Annotated in this window: 20 protein-coding genes and 1 other annotated feature; of the genes, 13 read left to right on the top strand and 7 right to left on the bottom strand. The window is 29.9% G+C overall.

The genetic code is table 11. From position 1 onward, the window contains the following. Nucleotides 1-112 precede the first annotated feature (112 nt). From KGF48_RS04900 to KGF48_RS04910, 3 genes are all read left to right on the top strand, one after another. Nucleotides 113-1,387, top strand: a complete 1,275-nt coding sequence (locus KGF48_RS04900) for an MFS transporter (RefSeq protein WP_227867799.1) — start codon at nucleotides 113-115, stop codon at nucleotides 1,385-1,387. A gap of 40 nt (nucleotides 1,388-1,427) precedes the next feature. Further along, nucleotides 1,428-3,026, top strand: coding sequence for a sodium:solute symporter (locus KGF48_RS04905; protein ID WP_227839760.1), 1,599 nt, complete (start codon nucleotides 1,428-1,430; stop codon nucleotides 3,024-3,026). Nucleotides 3,027-3,101: 75 nt separating this feature from the next. Then, nucleotides 3,102-4,124, top strand: a complete 1,023-nt coding sequence (locus KGF48_RS04910; protein ID WP_227842704.1) for a LacI family DNA-binding transcriptional regulator — start codon at nucleotides 3,102-3,104, stop codon at nucleotides 4,122-4,124. A 142-nt stretch (nucleotides 4,125-4,266) separates the two neighbouring features. Here KGF48_RS04910 and KGF48_RS04915 read toward each other — a convergent pair whose 3' ends face one another. Continuing rightward, nucleotides 4,267-7,593: a cell wall-binding repeat-containing protein gene (locus KGF48_RS04915; RefSeq protein WP_227867800.1), complete on the bottom strand. Its 3,327-nt coding sequence runs from the start codon at nucleotides 7,591-7,593 to the stop codon at nucleotides 4,267-4,269. A gap of 458 nt (nucleotides 7,594-8,051) precedes the next feature. Next, the gene (locus KGF48_RS04920; protein ID WP_227839757.1) at nucleotides 8,052-9,455 is read right to left on the bottom strand and encodes an AAA family ATPase; all 1,404 of its coding nucleotides are present in this window, start codon (nucleotides 9,453-9,455) and stop codon (nucleotides 8,052-8,054) included. 557 nt (nucleotides 9,456-10,012) lie between these two features. Beyond that, nucleotides 10,013-10,155: a sequence feature (ribosomal protein L20 leader region), on the top strand. A gap of 28 nt (nucleotides 10,156-10,183) precedes the next feature. Here KGF48_RS04920 and infC point away from each other — a divergent pair. The 7 genes from infC to KGF48_RS04955 all read left to right on the top strand — a co-directional run bounded on the left by infC (nucleotide 10,184) and on the right by KGF48_RS04955 (nucleotide 17,919). Further along, the gene (gene infC, locus KGF48_RS04925) at nucleotides 10,184-10,693 is read left to right on the top strand and encodes a translation initiation factor IF-3 (protein ID WP_227828813.1); all 510 of its coding nucleotides are present in this window, start codon (nucleotides 10,184-10,186) and stop codon (nucleotides 10,691-10,693) included. 27 nt (nucleotides 10,694-10,720) lie between these two features. Next, a complete protein-coding gene (gene rpmI, locus KGF48_RS04930; RefSeq protein WP_003418222.1) occupies nucleotides 10,721-10,915 on the top strand; it encodes a 50S ribosomal protein L35 in 195 nt (64 codons plus the stop codon). A 60-nt stretch (nucleotides 10,916-10,975) separates the two neighbouring features. Beyond that, nucleotides 10,976-11,332, top strand: coding sequence for a 50S ribosomal protein L20 (gene rplT / locus KGF48_RS04935; protein ID WP_227828695.1), 357 nt, complete (start codon nucleotides 10,976-10,978; stop codon nucleotides 11,330-11,332). Nucleotides 11,333-11,495: 163 nt separating this feature from the next. After that, nucleotides 11,496-12,032 (top strand): hypothetical protein, encoded by a 537-nt coding sequence (locus KGF48_RS04940; protein ID WP_227839756.1) that lies wholly within the window; start codon nucleotides 11,496-11,498, stop codon nucleotides 12,030-12,032. Between the two features lie 218 nt (nucleotides 12,033-12,250). Beyond that, entirely contained in the window at nucleotides 12,251-13,168 is a 918-nt protein-coding gene (locus KGF48_RS04945) for an exopolyphosphatase (protein WP_227839755.1), read from the top strand. Nucleotides 13,169-13,769: 601 nt separating this feature from the next. Next, a complete protein-coding gene (locus KGF48_RS04950) occupies nucleotides 13,770-15,695 on the top strand; it encodes a metallophosphoesterase (protein WP_227867801.1) in 1,926 nt (641 codons plus the stop codon). Nucleotides 15,696-16,029: 334 nt separating this feature from the next. Next, nucleotides 16,030-17,919, top strand: a complete 1,890-nt coding sequence (locus KGF48_RS04955) for a metallophosphoesterase (protein ID WP_227839753.1) — start codon at nucleotides 16,030-16,032, stop codon at nucleotides 17,917-17,919. 268 nt (nucleotides 17,920-18,187) lie between these two features. Here the strand turns inward: KGF48_RS04955 and KGF48_RS04960 are convergent, their stop codons facing one another. Further along, nucleotides 18,188-19,066: a LysR family transcriptional regulator gene (locus tag KGF48_RS04960; protein WP_227828691.1), complete on the bottom strand. Its 879-nt coding sequence runs from the start codon at nucleotides 19,064-19,066 to the stop codon at nucleotides 18,188-18,190. 268 nt (nucleotides 19,067-19,334) lie between these two features. Here KGF48_RS04960 and KGF48_RS04965 point away from each other — a divergent pair, with 268 nt between their 5' ends. The 3 genes from KGF48_RS04965 to KGF48_RS04975 all read left to right on the top strand — a co-directional run bounded on the left by KGF48_RS04965 (nucleotide 19,335) and on the right by KGF48_RS04975 (nucleotide 24,299). Beyond that, nucleotides 19,335-21,071: an ABC transporter ATP-binding protein gene (locus KGF48_RS04965; RefSeq protein ID WP_227839752.1), complete on the top strand. Its 1,737-nt coding sequence runs from the start codon at nucleotides 19,335-19,337 to the stop codon at nucleotides 21,069-21,071. After that, a complete protein-coding gene (locus KGF48_RS04970; RefSeq protein WP_227839751.1) occupies nucleotides 21,071-22,930 on the top strand; it encodes an ABC transporter ATP-binding protein in 1,860 nt (619 codons plus the stop codon). The genes KGF48_RS04965 and KGF48_RS04970 overlap by 1 nt, the downstream gene beginning before the upstream one ends. A 283-nt stretch (nucleotides 22,931-23,213) precedes the next feature. Beyond that, nucleotides 23,214-24,299, top strand: a complete 1,086-nt coding sequence (locus tag KGF48_RS04975; RefSeq protein WP_227839750.1) for a diguanylate cyclase — start codon at nucleotides 23,214-23,216, stop codon at nucleotides 24,297-24,299. A gap of 61 nt (nucleotides 24,300-24,360) precedes the next feature. Here KGF48_RS04975 and KGF48_RS04980 read toward each other — a convergent pair whose 3' ends face one another. The 4 genes from KGF48_RS04980 to KGF48_RS04990 are packed head-to-tail and all read right to left on the bottom strand — an operon-like array spanning nucleotide 24,361 to nucleotide 26,798. Next, the gene (locus KGF48_RS04980; protein ID WP_227839749.1) at nucleotides 24,361-24,888 is read right to left on the bottom strand and encodes a cyclophilin-like fold protein; all 528 of its coding nucleotides are present in this window, start codon (nucleotides 24,886-24,888) and stop codon (nucleotides 24,361-24,363) included. A gap of 4 nt (nucleotides 24,889-24,892) precedes the next feature. Then, entirely contained in the window at nucleotides 24,893-25,024 is a 132-nt protein-coding gene (locus KGF48_RS20240) for a hypothetical protein (RefSeq protein WP_255642483.1), read from the bottom strand. Nucleotides 25,025-25,028: 4 nt separating this feature from the next. Next, nucleotides 25,029-25,601: a DapH/DapD/GlmU-related protein gene (locus KGF48_RS04985; RefSeq protein ID WP_227839775.1), complete on the bottom strand. Its 573-nt coding sequence runs from the start codon at nucleotides 25,599-25,601 to the stop codon at nucleotides 25,029-25,031. Between the two features lie 24 nt (nucleotides 25,602-25,625). Beyond that, nucleotides 25,626-26,798: an iron-containing alcohol dehydrogenase gene (locus KGF48_RS04990; protein WP_227839748.1), complete on the bottom strand. Its 1,173-nt coding sequence runs from the start codon at nucleotides 26,796-26,798 to the stop codon at nucleotides 25,626-25,628. Nucleotides 26,799-26,843: the final 45 nt, after the last annotated feature.

The raw sequence follows: 26,843 nt of genomic DNA on the forward strand, positions 1-26,843 counted from the left end.
TGTATAGAATTTAAACAAGAAATGTATATAAAACTTAAATAAGAATTATGTATGAAAAGTAAAAATTGAAAGCTTTAGGGATAGTATGCTTAACAGTAAGGGAGGGGTAATTATGAACAATATGAAAACAACAGATATGATAGAAAATGATATTATACTAGGAAAAGATTATTCGAATCTAAAAAGGGGAATTGCATTTTTTTCCATTGCATTAATATACTTTTTTTATTGCTATAATTTTATGGTAGGTACTTTTATTAAACCAACAATGATTTATACTTTGGCAGAAGGCGGGTTTGGTTTTTCATTAAAACAGACAGAAGAAATATTTGCTGTCATGTCCTTTGGTACAATTCCAGGTACATTCATTTTTGGAGTGATTTCTACAAAGCTTGGTAAAAAGAAAACTTTAATTAGTGTAGCTTTATTAATTGGGTTAACAACTTTTATTCCAATGTTATCTCCTACAAATATTATATTGTGGAAAATTGCACGTTTATGTACAGGGGTAGTATTGGGTGGTGTATTTGGAACAGCGATGCCTCTAGTTGCGGATATGTTTCCAAGTAAATATCGTGGTAAGTTAGCTGCTGTATTAACTGCTTTATTTTCGCTAGCCATGATTTTTGGCGGGAAAGTGTATGGATTTTTAGGTGATGCAAATTGGCAAATATTAATGTATACTGCGATTATACCGCCTATAATTGGAGCTATTTTAGCATTTTTCTTTGTACCAGATGATTCAGAGTATACAAAAGAATTGGTTAAAAAAGGAAAAGAAATAGGTGAAAAAATTAGCTATGTAAGTATGTATAAGGGGAAATATTTGTGGATTGGATTAGGAACAATTATTTTATCAGGTGCTAATTTTACAGCATACTCAGCATTTTCAAACAATGCAACTACATATTTGGTAACAGGAATGGGAATGACAGCAGCAGTAGCAGGTTCTATATATAGTTTACAAGGAATTGGGCAGTTAGTAGGATATTTATTCTGGGGTTCAATAGCAGATAAATTTGGAAGAAAAGTACCTTTTATAGGTATGGCATTAGCGGCAGTATTTGTCTTTATATATACAAAACTAGGAGGAAATAATACAACAGCATTTTATATGATATCAGTATTATTAGGTATTGCTGTTGGATATTCTGGAGCATGGGGAGCATACTATACAGAATTATTCCCAAGTAAATATCGTTCATTGTCCTCGGGAATGTCATTCAATGGAGGAAGAATTATATCTACATTTGCAATCCCTGCAATAGCTGGTACAGCTTCAGGTGCTTTAGGTATGACAACTATTTTTTATATATCAACAGCAGTATTTGTAGCAGGTGCTATTGTATGGCTGTTCTTACCAGAAACATTAAACAAGAAAGAATAGAATTCTAAGAACTATTTTGTTAGTTAGAAAGGGGTGGCTTATGATTTCAGTAATCGATGTGTGTATTATAGTAGGATATTTGCTGTTAATGTTGGTTATTGGTTATTATTCAGGAAAAGATAATAAAAATCAAGAAGATTATTTCTTAGCAGGTAGGTCAATGCCATGGATTCCAATCGCTTTGTCAGTTGCTGCTACTATGATTAGTGCTAATGGATTTATAGGGGGTCCTGGATGGGCATATATGGATGGAATGTATCCAGTGATGGTTAACATTACAGTCCCTTTAGCAATATTTTTTGCACTGAGCATTACCACCCCAGTTATTTATAGATTAAAAATAACATCTGTATATGAATATATGGGACTTCGTTTAGGCAATTATTCAAGAGGATTAACTATTATTCAATTTTTTATCAATTCATTGATTCAAGCAAGTTCTATGGTGTATATACCAGTACTTATTATTCAGATAATCACTGGTTGGTCACTTTATATTTTGGTTCCAATAGTTGTATGTGTAGCAATTATATATACACTACTAGGGGGAATTAAAGCAGTTATATGGACTGATAGTATTCAAATGGTAGTAGTAATAAGTGCTGTATTTATAGTAATTATAACAGCACTAAAAGGAATGAATCTCGGTTTTTTTGATACATTGCAAATTGCACAACAGAGCGGTAAATTAAATACATTTGATTTTAGTATGGATATTTCAATTACAAATACTTTTTGGGCTACTCTGCTTGGTGGAACTGTAATGTGGATAAGATATTTCTGCTTTGACCAATCTCAAGTTCAAAGAGTTTTGACATCTAAATCTTTAAAAGGTGCCAAAAATTCTTTTGTAGTTAGTGCATTTGTTATGAATTTAGCTTACTATTTTATGTTATTAGTAGGAGTGATTTTATTTGTTTATTATAAGGGAAGAGCATTTGAAACTACAAATGAAATAATGATTACTTTTATTTTGAATGAACTTCCAGTAGGGGCAATTGGAATTATTATTGCTGGTGTATTTGCAGCAGCGATGTCTAGTATTGACTCTATATTAAACAGTATGACAACTGTTTTTACAAAGGATATTTATGAGTTTTATTTTAAAAAAGATAATGAGGAATCGTCATTAAAAGTCACAATGATTATAACAATGATTATAGGTATTGTTATGACAGGTTTTATTATTATGGGATTTGGAGGAAGCATCAAATCAATTCTTGACCTTGTTGGTAACTATATTTCATATTTTGCTGGTCCAGCTACAGGTGCATTTATATTGGCTATGTTTACATACAAAGCTCATGATAAAGGGGTCTCTATTGGTTTCATCATAGGATTAGTTTTAGGCTTTTTTATTTCTAATAAATATAATGTGAGTTGGTTGTGGAATCCAGCAATAGGTGCTACAATAACATTAATATTTGGGTATATTTTTAGTATCATTTTAAAGAATAATCACAATATAGAAGATATTAAAAAATATACTGTATTTGGTATGAGAAAAGAACTTATTTCGCAAGGAATAGATAAAGTAGATGGAGTATCTGTATTGCCATTTTCTTTAGGGAAACAAGAGTTAATTGTGTTAGTTTTTTTCGTTGTTCAATATATAATCTTATTTTTAATACAATTTTAATAAGAAATGTAAGGTGTTTAAGAAGAAGTAAAAGATGCTAAAAAGAAATACAAGATATTTAAGGAGAAATACTAAATGAATCAAAAGAAAGTTCATTATAATAAATCGGCTACTTCAAAAGATGTTGCAAAACTAGCAGGAGTATCGCAGTCATCAGTTTCAAGAGCATTTGGTAGTGCAAATGGAAAAGGTGTAAAACCTGAAGTAAGAGAAAAAATTTTCCGTGTAGCAGATGAAATTGGTTATGTTCCCAATTTAGTTGCAAGAGGAATGATTAGTGGCAAAACAAATGTTATAGGATTGATAGTTGGTGATAATCTAGGTCCATTTTACAACAGAATTATTAACTTATTTGTGGAAAAGATTCAAGAAATAGGTAAACAATGTCTTGTTTTTAAGGTTCCTAGACAAGAAAGAATAGATAATATAATTTCAAGAGTAATTCAGTTTCAAGTGGAAGCTGTGATTATTACAGCTTCAGCTATGAATAAGGTAATGGCTGAGACATGTGAAGAAAATAATATTCCTGTGATTCTTTTTAATCGTTTTATACCAGGTATAAAAATAAGTACGGTCTATGTGGACCCAATTGAAGGTGGAGGAATGGCTGCTGAATACCTAATTGATAGGGGACATAAAAATATAGGATACATTCAATTTACAAGAGAAACAAGTGAGGAAATGGAAAAGAAAATTGGATTTTATTCTAAATTAAGACAAAACGGAATTCACAACCTTAAAGAAGAGTCTGCAAATTATGATTATGATTCTGGATATGAAGCTGGAAAGAGAATGCTAGCATTATCAAGTCCTCCAACAGCAATTTTTTGCACAAGTGATTTGATAGCTATGGGTGTAATGGATGCTGCAAGATTTGAGTATAAATTGAAGATACCAGAGGATTTATCAGTAATGGGATATGATGATATTCAGATGGCTTCATGGAAAAGTTATAGTTTAACAACGATTAGACAACCATTAGACTTATTAATTGGAAAAACGATTAATATACTTAAAATTTTATTAGAGGAAGATGATTGTGAGCCAGTAGTTGAAATGCTTAAGCCTGAATTGATTGAAAGAGATTCTACAGTTTAGTATAAAATTATATTAAAGATATGCTAATAATGTATAAACAAGAAAAGTATTCTTCAAATTCAAAATGGAGAATACTTTCTTGAATATTTGTGATTAATTCAGTAAATATATATTTATAGGATATTTTTTTATTTATATTATATTATTTGTTTAATAAGAGTCTTAATTTATTAAGTACAGATAATTTTATACCACCACCTACTTGATATACCTTTTCTGAGCTCTTTTTATCTAATATATTTTCTTGTTCTTTATTTAAACTATTTGTGGCTATTACAACTGGCATATTTTCCTTTGATGCAAATGGGCCTACTGATAAAGCATCAATCAGATTATTTTCCTTAGCTAATATCACACCATTTATGCTATTATCTTTATAGAAACGTTCAATAACACGAGCATTAGTTTCTTGTCTGTCATTTCCAGCAATTCTGTTTTTTGAGACATCATTTGAAGTTATATTATTAATTTGCTCTATAGCTTTCTGAGAGATTTTAGTTTCCCCACCTATAAAGTAAGAAGTTTTTACTTTTTTAGATTTAATATAATCATATGCGTCTTTATCTAATCCATCTTTTTGTGTAAGTATTATAGGAGAGTTATTTTTTCCTGCTACTGATGAAATAGATAGTGCATCAGCTTCTCCATCTCCAGCACTTACATATATTGTATCAATATTGTTATTACCAGACATTTCTTTAGCTATATTTAAAGACGTTTCATATCTTGATTTTCCACCTATTCTTTTTACATTCATAGATTTATTAACACCTTTTAGTTGGTTAACGACTGAATTAGAGATTGAAGCCTCTCCACCTACAACTATTATATTAGATGCTTTTAATCTTTTAATTTCATCCATTGTTGATTTATCTACATTACTTCCATTAGAAAGTAGCATTGGTGCATTTTTTGTATTTGCAAGTGGTGTAGCTGATAATCCGTCTACTAAGTGCTTATCAGTACCATTTACAAGTATTACAGTATTTGAAGTTTTCCAGCCTTCTTTAGATACTTTTACTGCTGTTTCAAATCTGTCATCTCCAGTCATTTTTTTAGATTTTACATTAGTATCTAGATTATCCCATAAATTTACTCTATCTTCAGGAGCTACATACATACCATCATTCTTTGTTATATTATACGTTTTATAGAATTCTTCGAAATTTGATAAGACACGATTTACTCTTAAAGTATTTGGACTATGCTCATCTCCTGTAGAACTCTTTGCATATTCTCTTGTGTATAATCTAATATATGACTCTGCATAACTCTTGAAGAACTTATCATAATTTGGATTTTCCATCTTTGATAAAATTCCCAAGGCAGCTCCTACACCACCTATATCTGCAATATTTTCACCTAAACTTATCTTACCATTTGCTTTTACACCTGGAGCTATTTCCCATCCATCATAGAAATTAACTACATCATTACAACGTTCCTGAAATTCTCTGTAATCATCCTTAGTCCACCAATCATGTTCTTTCCCACTTGAATCATATTTGGCTCCATTGTTGTCAAATGCATGAGAAATTTCATGTCCTATTACTGCACCTATTGCACCTAGATTTTCTTCTCTTGATGCATTTGGGTCATATAAAGGTGCTTGTAAAATACCTGCGGGGAAAGTCATTGCATTATCATACATTCCATACACTGCATTTACAGTAAATGTTGCTAGTCCAAATCTATCTTTTGGTATTACTTTACCTGTATTTTCAGCATCTTTTTTTAGACGTGCAAGTTTAAAAGCGGTTATATTATCAAAATGATTTCCACCATCTTCTTTACTTTTAATGTCTACATTTTCTGCATCAGATTCCCATTTATCAGGATATCCAACGACAAATGTCATTTTATCAAGTTTTTTTATAGCTTCTTTTTTGGTAGTTTCACTCATCCAGTCAAGTTTTTTAATTCTTTCTTTATATAATTCTACAAAAGATTTAACCATATCTTCAACGTCTTTTTTTGATTTTTCAGGAAAATATTTCTCTACAAATAATTTTCCAATATATGAACTGAACTTTTCAGATGTTAATGCTGCTGCATCTTTTTCAGTTATTTTACTTTGCGAAGCATCTGCACCAGGATTAGCATTGTCAGTCCAAACATTTAGATATTTTTGGTCTAAAAATTGTGCATTTTCTTCAGACAGTTTTATTTTAAAAAGAGTTTTTAAAGCTTCTAAATTATTATTAGTGTATGCCTTATTAAATAGTTCTAAATCTTTTGGATTCATTACCTTGATTTCTTTAGGAAGATTAGTATAGCCAGCAGCAGTAAGTGTTTTAGACAATTCTAAATTTGGCATTTTTTCTTCTATCTCTTTTAAAGTCATCCTCTTGTCAACACCTTCTTCACCTCCAGATACTTTTTTTACAAAGTTTATATACTCATCAACATGCTTACTAGCTTGTGCCTCACTTTCTCCACTTAAAATTAACAGCTTTTTAAAAAATGTTTTGCTATTTTCTATTGTCTCATCATTTGAATATGAACTAAATAAATGTGTATCAGCCATTGTTCCTATATATAAAGCATACTTTGCTTCATCTACATTATCTTGCATTAAAAAAAGACCAACCGAACCACCAGTTCCTATTTCTTCAAGTGATTTTTTTTGAATTTCATTAAGTTCTTTTACATTCTTTGCTTTGTCTATAGCATCAAGATATTTTTTTATTGGTTTATTTCCAAGCTCATTTCTGCTTTTCATGTCTAGTATATTAAGGTAGAAATCTTTAATTTTTTGTTCTTCACTACCTTTTTTATGATTTCCTTCTACTATTTCTTTAATAATAGCATTAATTTTTTTTGTGTTTTCATTTTCAATATCAACATAACCACCAGATACTGCTTCGTCACTTGGAAGCTTTGATTCCTCCAAAGATTTTTTATTTACAAAATTATAAAAATCATCTTTTGGATTACTACCTTTAAATGCCCAGATACGTCTAACCATAGTATCAACTTCTCCTACAGTCATAACTTCACTACCATTAAGTTTTTTGTCTTTAGTGTTAACCATAACTCCACCATTTATTAAGTTATCTATATCAGACTTAGCAGAAGCAGGTATATCTGTAAAACTTACATTTTTCTCTGCCACTCTTTCATTTTGACCTTTTGGAGCTGATAAAGTTCCAAAAGCTCTACTTATCATGATAAGACCATCTAGTCTATTAACTTTTTGATTTTCTTTCTTTTCGTATCCAGACATGATTTTCTTTTTATCTATGTTAGAATTATATGATTTAGCTGATTGCAAAAGAAAATCAGCTAGTTGACTATATGTAGTACTACTAGTTTTAATTTCTTTTCTACTTTTAGGTTGTGCTGTTTTTTCAGATTTTTCTATATTGGTATTACCTTGAGCAGTTTCTTGTGCCTGAGCAACTCCTGTAACAAGTGTAGTCATAACCATTCCTGTAGATATAATTTTTGCATTTAATTTTTTATTCATGATATGTTCCCCTTTTCATATGTATTATTTATGTGTTTAACATTTAAAATTTACTTTTCATTAGTGTCTTATATATTAGTCTATTGGTATTTATATACAAAACAATATCATAGTAATGTTAACCGTATGTTTACAGGAAGATAATTACAGTAAGGTAAAATTTTTGTGACGAATACTCAAAAAAATTTGCTAGCTTTTATGAGAAAAATGTATTGTTTATTTAAAAAGATATCAAAAACAAAAAAATAGAAAGTAAATTTAAATCAATAAGGTTAGTAGAGTCAATATTTAATAACAGAATGAAAGATAATAAACAAAAAATTAATAAAGAGGTTGTAAGTAAATTTGTTTCTACACAAATCTACCTACAGCCTCAATACCTATCATCTCAAAATATTTAAATTCTTTTTCAAATAATTATTAATTTTGATGTAGAAATTATTTAAAATATTATCAAACTAATTTACAGCTTCTTTTCCTATCAAATCTTTTAATTCTTCATGAGTCATAGTTTCTTTTTCAAATAGGAATTTAGAAACAGAATGTAAATCTTCAAGGTTATCCTTTAACATCTCTAAAGTTTCTTTATAACAACTTTCAACTATACGATTAGCTTCTTTTTGAACTTTATCACATAAGAAAGTCTTATCATTTCCATCAATAGTCATAAATCCTAAGTTACTCATACCATACTCACAAACCATTTGGTTAGCTATCTCAGTGACTTTCTTTAAGTCATCCTTTGCTCCTGTAGATTTATGATTAAATATTAGTTCTTCTGATGCTTTTCCAGCAAGTAATGTTTTTATTTTTCCAACCAATTCATCTCTAGTATAAATATATCTATCTTCATCAGGTAATTGAAGAACATAACCTAATGCTTGTCCTCTAGGTACTATAGATATTTTTTGTATAGGACAAATTCCAACTATATCACTTACAAGAGCATGTCCAGCTTCATGATAAGCTACTATCTTTTTCTCTTTTTCAACTAATGAAGAGTTTTTGGATTCTAATCCTGCAATAACTCTTTCAAGTGCTTTGTCGAAGTGTTCTGCTGTAATATATTCACTGTCATCTCTAACTGCAAATATAGCTGCTTCATTTGCTATATTTGAAAGATGGGCTCCGTTGAAACCGTGAGTTTTTTTAGCTAAAAGTTCTAGATTTACAGATTTGTCTATAGGCTTGTCATCTGTATGTACCTTTAGAATTTCAAATCTAGTGTGATAATTTGGTGCACCTATATGAATGTGTCTGTCAAATCTTCCTGGTCTAAGTAAAGCTTCATCTAATAAGTCAAGTCTATTGGTAGCACCTATTATTAATACATTGGAGTCTTTATTAAATCCATCCATTTCAACTAAAAGTTGGTTTAACGTTTGGTCTTTTTCATTGTTGCTTTCAAGATGTCTTTTTGCTCCTACAGCATCTATTTCATCTATAAATATTATACTTGGAGCTTCTTTTCTAGCTTTTTCAAATAGAGTTCTTACTCTTTTTGCTCCTACACCTACATATTTTTCAACGAACTCAGAACCTGTAACATTGAAAAATGATGAGTTTGTTTCACCAGCTACAGCAGATGCAAGTAATGTTTTTCCTGTCCCTGGAGGACCATAAAATAATACGCCTTTAGGTATTTTTGCACCCATTTTTTGATATTTTTGTGGAGACTTCATAAAATCAACTATTTCAAATAGTTCTTCTTTTACTTCGTCTAATCCAGCTACATCTCTAAATGTAGTTTTTGGTTTTGTAGAAAGCGAATCATCTGTTTGATTTTCTCTTTCCATTTTTGTCTGTGCAAAGACAGGAACTGGATTGTTAATTTTTTTAAAAAAGTTGTTTAGCATTTTCATATTCACACCTCAGGTAATTAATTATTGTTAATCAATTTTATATTTTCCATATTTACTATATTTTATTATTTATTTTTTATGGAAAAAATATACATGTAATCTAAATAAAAATAAATTCATAAATTTAACTGGAAAAAGTCATTTATGAATATGTGCAAATTACCTTTATATACTAAAAAATACTACAAATCAAGATAAAATTGAAATGATGAAAAAGCTATAATATGGATATTAAAGAATGTAAAGTAAAGTATTCAGTATAAAATTGGCTAAAGAAGTGTTTTTAAGTATTTATTATATAGAGTGATAGGGTAATAAAAGATTTTAAAGTTGAAGTTTGAATTTTTTTAATTAAATTTTGGAAAATGAGGGCAAAATAAATGGTATGAGCATATAATAAGTATTAGGAAGAAGAAATTAAATACAAATAATATGTAGTTTATAATAAATATGTGCAATTTTAAATAAAAAAGCAGTTAAGTTAGTAAAAATTTATTAAACTTAAAAAAATAGTTGCAAAAAATTTGATAAAATGATATAGTGGATAGGGTAAGAATAAAACAAAGAAGAAGTCCGCTTCTCACCTTACGCCGAGGGTTAGTAAGGTAAATATAAGTTAAAGCTTAGTAGTAATTTAAGCTTGTTTAAATTTGGTAACTTATATTGCGGATGATTATGTCATCCGCTTTTTATTTTATATTTTATAAAAAATTTGGAGGTGTCCTACAATTAGCAAAGAATTAGCAATCAATGAACAAATAAAAGACAAGGAAATAAGAGTCCTTTCACCTACAGGTGAACAACTTGGAGTAATGCCTACTAAAGAAGCTCAAGCAATGGCTACTAGTAAAAACTTAGATTTGGTTCAAATCTCGCCAAATGCAAATCCACCAGTGTGTAAGATAATGGATTATGGAAAGTTTAGATATGAGCAAGCGAGAAAAGACAAAGAAGCTAAGAAAAAACAAAAGACTATAGTTGTAAAAGAAGTAAGACTTAGACCAGGTATTGAACAAAATGATTTAAATACGAAAGCTAATAATGCTATAAAATTCCTTAAAAAAGGGGATAAAGTCAAAGTCGAACTTAGATTTAGAGGTAGAGAACTAGGACATAAGGATATAGGAAGAGAAGTTATGTTAAAGTTTTTAGATATAATAAAAGAGTTTGGAGAACCAACAAAAGCCCCTGCATTTGAGGGTAATAATATGGTTGTAATTATAGATCCAAAAAAATAGATGATTAACTGAGAGGAGGAATTTGTCATGCCTAAAATGAAAACTCATAGAGGTGCAGCAAAGAGATTAAAGAAAACAGGAACAGGAAAGTTAAAGAGAGCTAAAGCTTATAAAAAACATATATTAACTAAAAAATCTGCAAAAACTAAGATGAACTTAAGAAAATCAACTCTAGTAAGTGATGGAGATGCTAAGAGAATAGCACAATTATTACCATACTAGGATAGGATACGGATTATAAATAATAACTATAGAAGAGGGATATAAAAGGAGGTCATAACGATGGCAAGAGTTAAAAAAGCTATGAACGCTCGTAAGAAGCATAAAAAAATATTAAAACTTGCAAAAGGATTCAGAGGAGCTAGAAGCAAATTATATAGACCAGCAAATACATTCGTAATGAAGGCATTAAAAAATGCTTATATAGGAAGAAAGTTAAAGAAAAGAGACTTCAGAAAACTTTGGATACAAAGAATAAATGCAGCAGCTAGAATGAATGGAATATCTTATTCAAGATTAATGAATGGATTAAAATTATCTGGTGTTGAAGTTAACAGAAAAATGTTATCTGAAATGGCTATACAAGATCCAGATGGATTTGCTAAATTAGCAGAAGTTGCTAAAGCAAAATTAGCTTAGTATTAAATCATGAGATATAAAGTCTTTGAATTATGTAAATAATTCAAGGGCTTTTTTTATTTTTTGAGTATTATTTGTTTGTATAAAATTTTTAATAGACTTGATTAAATATTATCAACATGATAATATTATCTTAATGATAATAATGGGGAGGTAGTATAATATGAATGAAAAACTTATGGATTGCTTTATAAATCCAGTTAAGTGCAGGTTGTTACTTGAGATTTATTCAAATAAGCAAACTACAGCAAAGCAATTAGGAGAGAAGTTTAAGGATATATCACAAGCCACACTTTATCGTTATCTTGATAAAATGTTAAAGGATAATATTATAAAGGTAATTGAAGAAAATAAAATAAGAGGAACTGTTGAAAAAGTATATGCTGTTAAGTCAGATATTGATGATGATGCAAAAAAAATGATAAATGAAAACTCAGCAGAAGCATATGTACAGCTGTTTACTCAATATATGATGGTATTTATGAAGGAGTTTTATGATTACGCTAAAAGAGAAGAAAAAGATATTTTAAAAGATGGTTCTGGTTTTTCTGTCTTTCCAGTATATGCTAATCTAGAAGAAATAACTGAAGCAACTAGAAAGATTAGTGATATACTAGAACCTTTAAAAAATAACCCATCAGGAGAAGGACGCAAAAAGCACTCTATAGGATTGATAATTACACCTCCTAAAGAAGAATAATTGAAATTTTTGCTGTTAGGCAAGATATAACTATATTTTAAATAAAAGATAAAGTTGTGCTTTAAATAATAAATAAAGCTATTTATAGTCAAAAAAATAAGTTTTATGGGTATATATTGAAATGTATATCAAGCTGACATATAAAGTGATATTATATATTTAAGGAAAAAATTATAATATCTATAGGCATATATTTAAAGCAAAGGGGTTGAAACATAATGAGATTAATTACACGTTCTGATTTTGATGGATTAGTTTGTGGTGCATTATTAAAAGAAGCAGGTATTATTGATAATTGGAAATTTGCTCATCCTAAAGACTTACAAGATGGGTTAGTTGAGGTAACAGAAGATGATTGTCTTGCCAATGTACCATTTGTAGAAGGGTGTGGTCTTTGGTTTGACCATCATTCTAGTGAATTTGAGAGAAATGAGCTTAAAGGAAGGTATAAAGGAGAAAGTCGCATTGCTCCTTCTTGTGCAAGAATTATTTATGAGTATTATGGTGGAAATGAAAGATTTTCTCATTTTAATGAAATGCTAGAAGCAGTAGACAAAGTTGATTCTGGAAATCTTACTATAGAAGAGGTACAAAATCCAACTGGATGGATTTTAATTGGTTATCTTATGGACCCAAGAACAGGGTTGGGGCGTTGGAGAAACTTTACTATATCTAACTATCAATTGATGGAAAAGTTAATTGATGCATGTAGAACTTTAGATACAGAAGAAATTTTAAATCTGTCAGATGTAAAGGAACGTATAGAAGTTTATTTTGAGCAGACAAATAAATTTAAAGAAATGGTTGCTAAATACACACGTACAGAAGGAGATGTTATTATTTCTGATTTACGTGGAGTAGAGCCAATTTATACAGGTAATCGTTTCATGATTTACAGTATGTATCCAGAACAAAATATTTCTGCCTGGATTGTAAATGGAAAAGGTGGAAAAGGGTGTTCTGTAGCTGTAGGATACAGTATTTTAAATAGAACTTCAAATATTGATGTTGGTAGTCTAATGCTTAAGTATGGCGGTGGAGGTCACAAAGCTGTTGGGACTTGCCAATTTAATGATGAACAAATAGACGAGCTACTTCCAATGTTACTTGATGAACTTGTAAATCCTAAGAAGTAATGGTCTAATTTATAAATTGTATAAATAAAACAGAATTTCATTGTACCTTTTAGCATAAGAAAGTGAAGTGGTACAATGAGGTTCTTATCAGCATGCATGTTGAGGATGTTGATATCTATAACAATCACATCTGAGGATATAAAATTACTCCGTATTTCTATATTTTGAATATCAGATAAAATATAGGTAATACAGTCAAAAATACACAAAGCCTTTTATCAATTTTATTTATAAAGGTGTGGACATGTCACTTTTACAACCATTCTAGTTACTTAACTGTTTAAATAAGATTTTATACTCGATTTTCTTCATATATTTTAATATTGCTACAATCTTATCATATCTATTTGTATTGGATAAAAGTTTATTATGTGAAATATACATTTAAAGTTTTCTAATAGTATATTTAAATATTTTATTAAGTATGTTTAAATATGATGACATAATAAATGAAATGTATATCTTTAAATATGAATATCTTTAAAGATAATAATCTATTAATCCAATGAATGTTGCTCATAGTTCTATAACCTGCTATAGTTTAAAATAAAGCATGATATTAAATTTTATTATAATCTAAAAATTTGCGAGGGGGGCTTTTATGAAAATAAAATTTATTATAATGGCATTGATAGTGTTTTTAGTGGGATTACTTGTGGCATGTCAAAGTACAAAAGATACAAAAGATAAAGTATCAGATACAGAAGTAAAAATATTAGGAACAGGTGATTTACATTCAGTTGTGACAGATTCTCTGGTTTCATATGTAAATGAAGAAAGAGCAAAGAATGAAAATTTACTTATGGTAGATGCAGGAGATTTTTTTGGTGAACAAAGTAAAGAAATGTGGGAATGGACTTCTGGAAAAAAACTAGTTAATATTAGAGAGAGTGGTATAGCAGAATATGAAGACACAGTTAAAAATAGCCAAGATGAAGTACCTATAGTTAAAGACATGATACCATTAAAATATGATGCTGTGGTACTTGGAGATAATGAATTTATTTCAAATGATAAGCCAGGTCTTGATAAATTAGTTTCTGATTTTAAAAATAATAATATACCAGTAGTATCAGCAAATATATATGAACAATCTGGAAAAAACTACATACAACCATATGTGATGAAAAATGTTAAGACAGATAAGGGCGATGTAAAAGTTGGAATACTAGGTCTTACTATAAAAGAAGTAGGGAAAAGTTCAGGATTTGAAGATGTTGAAAAAGAAACTAAATCAAGAGAACTTGGAGAGCAACCTGAGTATAAAGGCAAATTATATGCAAATGATTTAGTAGAAGATGCAAAGAAATGGGTAAAAGTGATGAAGAAAGAAAACCCAGATATAATAGTTGCAGTTGTACATTCAGGGGAAGAATCTAAGAGTTCTGATAATACAGGAAATAGAATAAAGGAGCTAGCAACTACGGTAGAAGGAATAGATGCAGTTATAGCTGGTCATACTCATAAAAAAATAAAGCAACATACATATAAAAATAAATCTGGCAAGGAAGTAATTGTCACACAACCAGGTTCACATTCAGATAGTGTGTCAGAGATTAACTTTAAATTAAATAAGAGGAATGGTAAATGGGATATAAAGGAAAAGACTAGCAAATTAAAAATAATTGATAAAGAAATAAATATACTTGCTACTGCAGATTTACATTCACATTTTTCTGATAAATTAGAAGTCAGCCTTGTTAATGAACAAAGTAGCCACATTGAACCTGTTGTAGTAGATGCAGGAGACTTTTTAGACCCTCAAACAGATGAAATGACTGAATGGTATAAAGAATGGCAAGCTATAAGGGATAATAATACGGACACAGAGATTAGTAGATGTCCAATGGTCATAGCTATGAAGAATGGAATGTATGATGCAGTAGTACTTGGAAATCATGAATTTGTATCTGAAAAAGATGAGTTTTGGTCAGATGAGCGTCTTTTAGATGCTGTTGTAGAGGATTTTGAGCAGTTGGCGATTCCTGTATTATCAGCAAATGTATATAAACAGTCTGGACAAAACTATGTTAAACCATATGTCATACAAGATGTGGAAACAAATGAAGGTAATGTAAAAGTTGGAATATTGGGTCTTACAATAAAAGAGGTAGGTAAAGGTCTTGAAAATGTAAATTTACAAGAGCAATTTCAATATAAAGATAAATTATATGCAAATGATTTAGTAGAAGATGCAAAAAAGTGGGTAAAAGTGATGAAAGAAGAAAATCCTGATATAATAGTTGCAGTTGTACATTCAGGAGAAGAACCTAAAAATCCTAAGCATCCAGGAAATAGAGTAAAAGAATTAGCAACTACAGTAGATGGGATTGATGCTATTGTTGCTAGTCATACTCATGAAAAGATAGATGAACATGACTATAAAAATAAGTCTGGAGGTAAAGTTATAGTGACACAACCAGGTGAACATGGTAAATATTATTCTAAAATTACTTTTAAAGTGAAAAAAGAAAAGGGTTCATGGGTTATTAGTGATAAATTTAGTAAAACAATTGAGGTTGAGTAACTTTATAAAGTTTATAGATAATATATAAAGTTTATAAATAATATAAGGTATTTAATATTAGTATGATAGATAAGATGAATATATAAGACTATTTCCATATTCCATATAGTAAAATATTGTGAGTATACTATATTAAACCCACTTGAAGATTTGAGTATATTAGAGTAAGTCTTGTTTTGAAACTAAAAAATATAAAGAACTATATGTAGATTTATTTAAAAAGGAATTTACATATAGTTTTTTTCGTATAATAAACAGTAACAAACTTAGATAGTAAAGATAAGGTATAAGAGTAAATTTTATTATCATCAAAAAAATCAAGGGGGAAGCTTTTATGAAAATAAAATTTATTATAGTTACATCAATAATAGTTCTAATAATATTATTAGTGGGATGTGAAAGCACTAAAGATATAGAAATCAATGTACTTGGGACAAGTGACCTACATTCAATAGTCCCAGAAAACCTAGTTTCTTATGTGAAAGAAGAGAGAAAATACGATGAAAACTTGCTAATGGTTGATGCAGGCGATTTTTTTGACATACAAAGTATTGATATGAATGGATGGTCTACTGGTCAAAAACTAGTACGATTTAATGATGGTATGCCAGAGTTTAAAAAAATAGCTGAGCCACGTGAAGGAGAAGTTCCTATAGCTAAAGAAATGGCAAAATTAAAATATGATGCAGTTACATTTGGAAATCATGAGTTCGTTTCTAATGATAAGCAAGGTCTTGATAGGTTAGTTTCTGATTTTAGAAATAATAACATACCATTGGTGTCTGCAAATATATATGAACAATCTGGAAAAAACTATGTAAAACCATACATAATGAAAGATGTCAAAACAGAAAAAGGGAATGTAAAGGTAGGAATACTAGGGCTTACTATAAAAGAAGTAGGAGAACGTTCAAGATTTAAAAGCTTTGAGCAAGATAAAAAAGCTAGAGCACTTGAAGAACAAGCACAATATAAAGGTAAATTATATGCAAATGATTTGGTGGAAGATGCTAAAAAGTGGGTAAAGGTCATGGAAAAAGAAAGTCCAGATATAATCGTTGCCATTGTACATTCAGGTGAAGAGCCTAAAAATCCTAAAAACCCAGGAAATAGAATAAAGGAGCTGGCAACAACTGTAGAGGGAATAGATGCTATTGTAGCTGGTCATACGCATGAAAAGATAGAGCAACATACATTTAAAAATAAATCTGGTGAAGAAGTGATAGTGACACAGCCTGGAGCTCATGGCGATAGTGTATCAAAGATTAACTTTAAGTTGGGTAAGAAGAATGATAAGTGGTTTATAAAAGATAAGCACAGTGAATTAAAGGTATTTGGAAAAGAAGTAAATATAATTACAACATCTGGTTTACATTCAAATTTTTCAGATGAAATGGCAGTTAGTTTATTTAATGAAAGATATAGAGCTGTACAGCCAATCTTTATTGATACTGGAGACTTCTTTGATGCAGATACAAAAGAAATGACTAGATGGTCTAAAGAATGGCAGTATAATACAAAAAAAGGTATTCATAAAAGAATAAACGAATGGCCTATTGTTTATCTAGGTTATGATGCTGTAGTACTTGGTAGTCATGAACTTATATCTGAAAAAAATGATTTTGAAGAAAAAAAGTCTACATTGGATTCTATTATAGAAAATTTTGAGGAAATGAAAATTCCTGTTTTATCAGCTAATATATACGATGAGTCTGGAGAAAATTATGTAAAACCTTATATAATGCATAAAGTTGAAACTAAAGAAGGCGACATAAAGGTTGGAATATTGGGGCTTACTATAGATAAAGATGAAAAAAATATTAATGATTCAAGTTCAGAAAAAAATTCTGAAAAAACAAATAGATTATATACCAATGACTTAGTTAAGGATGCAAATGAGTGGGTAAAGGTTATGCAAAAAGAAAATCCAGATGTAATTGTTACAGTTGTACATTCAGATAGTAATAATATAAATTTAAAAAATCCAAGTAGCGAGATAAAAAAACTTGCTACTACAGTAGATGGAATAGATGCTATTGTAGTTGGGCATACAAAAAATAAGATAAAAGAACGTAGCTATAAGAATAAGTCTGGAAATAAAGTTATAGTGACACAATCTAGTGAAAATGGAGATTATTATTCAAAAATAAGCCTCGAATTAAGAAAAGAAAATGGTACATGGAATATTATCAATAAATATAGTAAGGCAATAAAAATGAAGTAGAGCAATAAAGATTAAGTGAGACAATAAAGATGAATTAATACAATAAAGATGAATTGATACATAAGTAAACTAATAAAGTAGTAAATTAATAAAAATAAATTGAATTTATACCATAATTATACAATTAGGTACATTGTAATATTAGATTTATTAGTAAAAATATGTTTATATAAAAATATGTCTCGATACAGTTAAAATACTAAAGAATAGTATATTGAAATAAAAGAGAAGAACCTTTATATTTGAGGTTCTTCTTTCTTATTTTTATTTACAAACAAGTAAAATTATCTATAAAGAATCGAATGTATTTTTCCTTTACATTTTTTTGATATGCAATACCATACTCGATGATAGCTTCTTCAATGATTGGACGAATAATAAAACCATCACTTTCTGTTGGTATGCAATGTTCAGGTAATATTGCTATACCATATCCACAATTTGCAAGAAGTATACTTGCTTGGTCATTTTCACATACAATATTAAAATGGTTTTGAGAATGTAATGCTATTTTTTCCTGCAATATGTTTCCATGTTGAAATGGTATAAACTTAGGATTTAATATAATTAAGCAATTTGTCTTTAAATCATCAAAAGTCAGACTATCTTTTTCAGCAAGGATAGATTGTGAGGACATAATAGCATAATTTTTAGTATTCTTTAATTTCTTAAAAGTGCACTCTTTCATATCTCTAATCATTTCTCTTGTTGAAAGCATAATGTCTAAATGTTTATTATTGAATAAATTTTTAAGCTTAAAATAATCCTCCATAAATATTAAAGGGTACACCTGTGGAAAGGCAATTCGTAAGTCTGACAATATGCCTTGTAATTTATTGAGTTCAGCATGACTAGAACATCCAATACGCAAAAAAGAAGTATTCTGAGAAGTAGCTTTTGCTATCCTTTTCTGTGATACCTCTATTTTGTTGAGTATGTCTTTGGCATCACTGTAAAACATATTTCCCATTTCTGTCAATCGAACCATTTTTGAATTTCGTATAAATAATTTCGCTCCTAATTCTTCTTCTAGATTTTTGATATGGTGAGTAACTGTAGGAGTAGATAAAAAAAGTTCTTCTGCTGCTTTTGTGAAATTTAACTTGTCAGCAACACATACGAAACATTCTAATTGTTGAGTATTCATAAAGCACCTTCTTTCCATATCAAAAAGTATAATTGTAAGATGAGATAATTTCAATATAATATTAGATTTTATCTAATGTTATTAAGGTTTTTGAAATTCTCATTCAACACAGATAATGATAAAATTTTAAATATTAGGCATCTGAGTATATTCATTTCTATACAGAACAAATAAAAGTTAGGTAAGAAAATTATAGATAATTAAAGTTGTCTGATAAAACTTAGAGTAAATCAACATCTTAAAAATTAGTTAGAAAAGGAGATAGAATATGATTAAAAAATTAGCTTGTTCCATTAAAGAGTATAAAAAAGCTTCCATACTAACATCAGTATTTGTTGTATTAGAAGTCTTAATGGAAATTTTGATTCCTATGATTATGGCAGAAATGATTGATGTAGGAATCAGTGGAAACAATACACAGACCCTAGTACAACTTGGTACCATTTTGATTGTTTGTGTATTTTTAGGATTATGTTTTGGAATACTGTCTGGAAGTTTTTGTGCTACTGCATCTGCTGGGTTTGCACAAAATTTAAGGAAGGATATGTATTACAAAATACAAGGCTATTCTTTTGCTAATATTGATAAGTTTTCAACTTCCAGTATTGTAACAAGATTAACCACAGATGTTACAAATGTCCAAAATGCTTATATGATGATTATTCGTGTGGCTGTACGTGCTCCACTTATGCTTGTATTTTCATTGATTGCTGCATTTATGGTTAATGCGAGTTTATCCTTTATATTTTTAATTGCAATCCCAATTCTTGGAGTTGGTTTATATTTAATTGTAAGTCGTTCCCATCCATATTTTGAAAGAGTGTTTAATATTTATGATGACTTAAATGGAGTTGTGCAAGAGAATCTCACAGGTATACGAGTAGTTAAATCTTTTGTAAGAGAAAAATTTGAAGTCAAGAAATTTAAACATGTTTCAGAGAAAATATACAAGACATTTGGAAAGGCTGAAGGAATTGTTGCTTATAATATGCCATTAATGCAGTTTTCTATGTATTGCTGTACACTACTACTTTGTTGGTTTGGTTCAAAAATGATAGTTTCAAGCAATGCAACTACAATGACTACAGGAGAACTTTCCAGCTTAATTACATATGCCATGAATATTCTTAATTGTCTTATGATGTTATCTATGGTTATGGTTATGATTAATATGGCAAAAGCTTCTTGTGAACGAATTATAGAAATAGTAGATGAAGAAAGTTCATTAAAAAACGGTGATACTCCTGTATATCATATGGAAAATGGAGAAATAAGTTTTGATAATGTATGTTTCAGTTATGTAGATGATAAAGAAAAAGAATGTCTAAAAAATATTTCATTTCATATAGAAACTGGTTCAACATTGGGGATTATAGGTGGGACTGGAAGTGGAAAGAGTTCACTAGTTCAATTAATACCACGTCTTTATGATGTGACAGAGGGAAAAATTACAATAGGAGGCGTAAATGTAAAAGACTATGATTTATTTACACTTCGTAATGAAGTAGCAATGGTTCTTCAAAAAAATGAGCTATTTTCTGGAACAATTAAAGAAAATCTACTTTGGGGAAATAAATATGCTAGTGAAGAAGAAATGATACATGCTTGTAAATTGGCACAGGCAAATTCTTTTATTGAAACATTTCCAGATAAATACGACACATATATTGAACAGGGAGGGACAAATGTTTCTGGTGGTCAAAAGCAAAGACTATGTATTGCAAGAGCCTTGCTAAAAAAACCAAAAATTTTAATACTTGATGATTCTACAAGCGCAGTAGATACAAAAACTGATTCAATGATTAGAAAGTCATTCAGTGAAGAAATACCAGACACTACAAAAATTATTATTGCACAGCGTATTTCTTCAGTGGAAGATGCTGATTATATTATAGTTATGGAAGGCGGTAAAATCAATGGGTATGGTACACATGAGGAATTGCTAAAAACAAATGTAATATATAGGGAAATCTATGATTCACAAACGAAGGGAGATGACAAGTAATGGAAACAAAGGTATTTAGCGTATGGAAACGACTGTTATCTTATATTGTAGGGCGACATAAAATTTTGTTTAGTACGGTTGTCGTATGTATTCTTTTTAGCTCTTGTACTATTGTTATAAGTTCTTTGTTTTTGCAAACATTGATTGATGATTATATAACTCCACTTTTGCTTGAAGATAATCCATCTTTTAGTGGCTTATTATATACAATTATTTTAATGGCATGTATTTATATCTTAGGTGTTGTCGCGACATTTCTCTATAATCGAATTATGGTAAAGATTTCTCAAGGAACTTTGAAAGAAATTAGAGATGACATGTTTGTACATATGCAAAAACTTCCTATTCGTTATTTTGATACTCATACACATGGAGATATTATGAGTCATTATACCAATGATACAGACACATTGCGTCAGTTTATTTCACAGGCATTACCACAATTTATTTCGGCTATTATTACAGTAGTTGTTATATTGATTTCTATGCTTATAAGTAATGTACCTTTGACGCTTTTAGTTTTAGTAGTTACAGTCATCATGAGCATAGTTACTAAACAAATTGGTGGTGCAAGTGCAAAGTATTTCATAAAGCAACAAGAGACATTAGGAAATATTACAGGATATATTGAAGAAATGATAAATGGTCAAAAAGTCATTAAGGTATTCTGCCATGAAGAAGATGCAAAACAACAATTTGATAAAAAGAATAAAGATTTATGTTTAGATTCTACACAAGCAAATAAATATGGTAATATACTTATGCCAACTATTATGCAACTTGGCAATCTGCAATACGTGTTAATTGCTCTTTTTGGAGGACTTATGGCATTGCATAGTGTAGGCTCTATTACAGTTGGAATGATTGTAGCTTTCTTGAGTTTGTCGAAAACATTTTGTATGCCTGTCTCACAGATTGCACAGCAAATTAGTATGATGGCTATGGCATTGGCAGGAGCAGAGCGTATATTTGAATTGATTGACGAAGAGCCTGAGCAAGATAATGGATATGTTACATTAGTACATGCTAGATTCAATAATGGGGAAGTAATCGAAACAACTGATAATACAGAAATATGGGCATGGAAACATCCTCATCATGATGGTACAATAACATATACTCCTTTAAAAGGTGATATTCAGTTCTTTGATGTAGATTTTGGATATACAGAAAAGAAATTAGTATTACACAACATAGTTTTGGAAGCAACAGCAGGAGAAAAAATAGCATTTGTCGGTGCAACTGGAGCTGGAAAAACTACCATAACAAACTTGATTAACCGTTTTTATGATTTAGCAGATGGAAAAATTAGATATGATGGTATCAATATCAACAAAATTAAAAAGACAGATTTACGCCATTCCTTGGGAATTGTCTTGCAAGATGTCAACTTATTTACAGGAACAATTATGGATAATATCCGATATGGTAAAATGGATTCTACAGATAATGAATGTATTGAGGCTGCTAAATTGTCAAATGCACATGACTTTATTACTAGATTGCCAAATGGATATCAGACTATATTGACACAAAATGGTTCCAGTCTTTCACAAGGTCAACGACAATTAATCTCGATTGCCCGTGCAGCAGTTGCAAATCCACCAGTAATGATTCTTGATGAAGCTACATCTTCTATTGATACACGTACAGAGACACTGGTACAGAAAGGTATGGATAATCTTATGAAGGGTAGAACTGTTTTTGTAATAGCACATAGATTGTCTACTGTTAGAAACTCAGATGCAATTATAGTTCTTGAACAGGGACGTATAATAGAGAGAGGTACTCATAATCAGTTAATAAATAAAAAAGGAGTTTATTATAGTCTTTATACAGGGGCATTTGAGTTGGAATAGAAATTATAGGTTATAAATTTTTATATAATATATAAATAAAGCAAGGCACTTTAACATAATATGAGTGCTTTGCTTTGTTATTTTATACATGTAATTGTCTGTTATTTTTTATAAGTTTTATTTTTAATATTTTTCTACATACTTTTATTATCATATATACTTATTAGATAAATTTAATTCCATATATTGGATATGTAAGCTATTATTTAAACATACTTATTATATGATATAATATTATAATATAATTAAATTAAAATATCTTAATAAAGAAGGAGATAAATATTTGTCATCTATACAACAGTCTATTAAAAAATACATGGAGACGTATTTAAATAAAAAATTAAACTTACAAGAAAGGCTTTTTTATCTTTTTTGTTTTGCTGGAGTTATTTGTTCATTTTTAGCTTTTGTTGCAGCTCTTTTTAGTAGCCTTCCTAGTATATCTATATGGGGAAGTTTTTCTTGCTTTTGTATCATGTCAATATTGGCAATCTATTCTCTTAAAACACAAGATATTGATAGAGGGTGTCTAGTAATTAATATAGGGCTTAATATATTCTTATTTCCAGTACTCTTTTTTATAAGTGGTGGAGTGGATAGTGGTATGATGCTTTATTTCTTGTTGGGAATATGTGTTATATCATTGACTCTTGATGGTCTTAAGAGAATAGTTATGATATCTGTATCTATATTTGTGTATTGTATATCTATATTTTTGGCATTTAATTACCCAAACTTAATTGTATCTATAGGCGAATCTCGTGCATCAGATACGATAAGTAGTTTTATTATAGTTTCATTGTTTTTATGTATAGTAATGATTGTAGTATTACAAGAGTATTCTCATGAGCGTGATAAAGTATATAAATTGAACCAAAGACTTGAAAGGCAGGCAATTATAGATGATTTGACAAATTTGTATAATAGAAGATATTTAATACAATATATGTCCAATATATTAAAAAAGCCACTGCAAGAAAGAGTTATGTCCATTGTATTGTTTGATATAGATGATTTTAAAAAAATAAATGATAAATATGGTCATCTATGTGGAAATAATGTATTAATTCGATTTAGTGAGATTTTAATTGAAGAGGTTGGAAATGATGGGATTGTTTCAAGATACGGAGGAGAAGAGTTTATAGTTGTAATGCCTAGCTTTACTAAATCTAAAGCAATTGAGGTAGCAGAGCGTATTCGCATACATGTTTCTAGTGATAAAAAATTATTTGATTTAGTAAACAAAATTACAGTCAGTGGTGGTGTAGAGGAGTACGTTGAAAATATGACTATTGAGAAGCTAGTAAAGGGAGCGGATACAAAGCTTTACATAGCTAAAAATAATGGAAAAAATAAGATTGTAAGTTAGAGAAAATTCGGTTTAATAGTGTCATCATGGTAGATGTATTTGACATAATGACACTATTGTTTTAGTTAATAATACTAAGCACTATTTGTATGTTTCCATTTCCTAATATTTCATTAAGTTTACTGGTATCTTCAATGTATCCCAGCTTAGTGTAGTTATATGAGGTTTGAAAATCTTTATAAAATAGTACCAAACAATCAGAGCCGTATAGCATAAAATCACCAGTCTTAATATTTTTTACAGATTCTGAACTTGATGGCAAATCTTTTGTAAAGTAATTATATTTTTCGTTTTTATTTAAATCTTTCATATCTAGTGTAAGTGGCATTTTTTCTAGTAGTGTTTGTACAGAGGCATTATTATAAAGTTTCAATACAAAGTCTTTATCTCCAATTTTAAGATTGGCAATTATCATGTTATTTTTAGTTGATGTTATCACTTCTTTTTCTTTATAAGAAATAGGAGTTGCAGTTAAAGTATTATTTTTAGATTCTTGATTAATTGTTTGTTGTGAGGCTGGAATATTTGTACAACCTAATAATGCAAAGCTATAAAGTGCAGTTAACATAAGGCTTATAATCTTTTTCATAGGCTTATACTGCCTTTCCCATTTGATATGCTTTACTTAATATATCTTTTGCCCATTTTAAAAACATATCTGCTAATATTTCAGAATTTCCATCTCTGCGAAAACTTGTAGATATAATTAAGACTTTTTTGTTCATTTATTTATTCCTCCTCAATTTTTTTTATAAACTTTGCCGGTACACCTCCCACCAACGTATTAGGTGCCACATCTTTTGTTACAACAGCTCCAGCTGCTATGATTGCTCCATCTCCCACTTCTACACCAGGAGTTATTGTGACATTAGCACCGACCCAGACACTTTTCCCTATTTTAATAGGTTTTGGGTGCATAGTACTTCGTTTGCTTGGTGCAAAATCATGATTTAAAGTTGCCAATACTGCATTATGACCAATTAACGAATTGTCTCCAATAGTAATACCACCTTGGTCTTGAAATCGACATCCTGAATTTATAAAAACATTTCTACCTATTGTTATATTTTTTCCACAGTCAGTATAAAATGGAGGGAACATGTTGAATGTTTCATCTACATGTTTTCCTATTAACTCTGAAAACAATGTTCTAATTTCTTCTGGCTCATGATAATGATTGTTTAATTTAGAGGTAATTTTCATGGCTTCATTGCTGAGTTCACTCATAAATTTATGTAACTCTGAGCCTCCAACAACAGTAAGTCCTTGATTAACGTGTTCTAAAAATGTATTTAAGTTCAAGTTCATTTCACACATCCTTTCTGATTAACTGTAAGATTTTTTCAATACTTCTACACAATCCTCATGTGTCATTTCACAAGGATTTGCTGTAAATAAACCACCCATTGTTTCTCGTGCACTTTTTGCTATTAGATTAAAATCTCCTGGTGTAATTCCATAATCGGACATTTTTAAATCTGCAACGCCACAAGCTTCTTGTAATTTGCTAAGAGCTGTAATAAAATCTTCTGCTTTGTTAGCATCCTTCATTCCCAATGCCTGTGCCATGCGTACAAAGCGTTCATCACAAGCATGTTTCTCTATAAAAAATCCAAAGAAAGCTTTAGAAATCATAATCAAACCTGCACCATGAGGAAGTCTTGGGTAATAACCAGACATAGCCTGTTCTAAAGAATGCTGTGCTGTAGTGACACTGATTGTCATGACAATTCCTGCAATCGTATTTGCAAAAGCCATGTGTTCTCTTGCTTTCATATCACTACCATTTTTTACTGCATGTGCAAGATAGTTGCCTACATTTTCGATAGCAGTTAAAGCATACATATCGCTCATAACACTGGAAAAAGAAGATATATAGCTTTCCACAGCATGGAATAAGGTATCAAATCCTTGATAAGCAGTAAATTCAGGTGGTACAGATTTCATCAATTCTGGGTCAATTATAGACAAAACAGGGAATAAAGAGTCATAACCACCAACACCAATTTTCTCATGGGTTTCTTCATTTGTAACAACTCCCCATTGGTCAGCTTCACTACCTGTTCCAGCAGTGGTTGTAATACAAACAACTGGTAGTGGTTCATTTTGTAATGGTTGTGCTTTTCCAGTACCTCCATTTACATAATCCCATAAGTCACCATCATTTGTTACCATCATTGCAATTGCTTTTGAAGCGTCCATGACACTTCCACCACCTAAGGCAATAATAAAATCACATTCTGTTTCACGAGCACAGGAAGCCCCGTTCATGACAGAATTTTTATTAGGATTTGCGTCTATTTCACTGAATAACACAAACTCTACTCCTGACATTTTTAACTGCTTTTCTGTTCGGGCAAGTGCACCATTTTCTTTAGTTGATTTTCCACTTGAAACAACAAGCAAGGCTTTCTTTCCAGGTAGTTTTTGTTGATGTAATTCATCTAAACGTCCATTTCCAAAGATAAAACGAGTTGGTATATACATATTAAAATTCATATTTTTTCCTCCTTTTTATGTCCTCTTTATGTTATTGTTCTTATT

Origin of the sequence: Clostridioides sp. ZZV15-6388 (assembly GCF_020657755.1) — a bacterium.
Taxonomy (GTDB): domain Bacteria; phylum Bacillota; class Clostridia; order Peptostreptococcales; family Peptostreptococcaceae; genus Clostridioides.

Bases quoted from the DNA above. Each gene is read 5' to 3' on its own strand.
- KGF48_RS04960 (WP_227828691.1), bottom strand. From the start codon at position 19,066: ATGAATACTCAACAATTAGAATGTTTCGTATGTGTTGCTGACAAGTTA.
- KGF48_RS04950 (WP_227867801.1), top strand. From the start codon at position 13,770: ATGAAAATAAAATTTATTATAATGGCATTGATAGTGTTTTTAGTGGGA.
- KGF48_RS04955 (WP_227839753.1), top strand. From the start codon at position 16,030: ATGAAAATAAAATTTATTATAGTTACATCAATAATAGTTCTAATAATA.
- KGF48_RS04970 (WP_227839751.1), top strand. From the start codon at position 21,071: ATGGAAACAAAGGTATTTAGCGTATGGAAACGACTGTTATCTTATATT.
- rplT (WP_227828695.1), top strand. From the start codon at position 10,976: ATGGCAAGAGTTAAAAAAGCTATGAACGCTCGTAAGAAGCATAAAAAA.
- KGF48_RS04990 (WP_227839748.1), bottom strand. From the start codon at position 26,798: ATGAATTTTAATATGTATATACCAACTCGTTTTATCTTTGGAAATGGA.
- KGF48_RS04920 (WP_227839757.1), bottom strand. From the start codon at position 9,455: ATGAAAATGCTAAACAACTTTTTTAAAAAAATTAACAATCCAGTTCCT.
- KGF48_RS04905 (WP_227839760.1), top strand. From the start codon at position 1,428: ATGATTTCAGTAATCGATGTGTGTATTATAGTAGGATATTTGCTGTTA.
- KGF48_RS04980 (WP_227839749.1), bottom strand. From the start codon at position 24,888: ATGAAAAAGATTATAAGCCTTATGTTAACTGCACTTTATAGCTTTGCA.
- KGF48_RS04965 (WP_227839752.1), top strand. From the start codon at position 19,335: ATGATTAAAAAATTAGCTTGTTCCATTAAAGAGTATAAAAAAGCTTCC.
- KGF48_RS04900 (WP_227867799.1), top strand. From the start codon at position 113: ATGAACAATATGAAAACAACAGATATGATAGAAAATGATATTATACTA.
- rpmI (WP_003418222.1), top strand. From the start codon at position 10,721: ATGCCTAAAATGAAAACTCATAGAGGTGCAGCAAAGAGATTAAAGAAA.
- KGF48_RS04940 (WP_227839756.1), top strand. From the start codon at position 11,496: ATGAATGAAAAACTTATGGATTGCTTTATAAATCCAGTTAAGTGCAGG.
- KGF48_RS04915 (WP_227867800.1), bottom strand. From the start codon at position 7,593: ATGAATAAAAAATTAAATGCAAAAATTATATCTACAGGAATGGTTATG.
- KGF48_RS04945 (WP_227839755.1), top strand. From the start codon at position 12,251: ATGAGATTAATTACACGTTCTGATTTTGATGGATTAGTTTGTGGTGCA.
- KGF48_RS04910 (WP_227842704.1), top strand. From the start codon at position 3,102: ATGAATCAAAAGAAAGTTCATTATAATAAATCGGCTACTTCAAAAGAT.
- KGF48_RS20240 (WP_255642483.1), bottom strand. From the start codon at position 25,024: ATGAACAAAAAAGTCTTAATTATATCTACAAGTTTTCGCAGAGATGGA.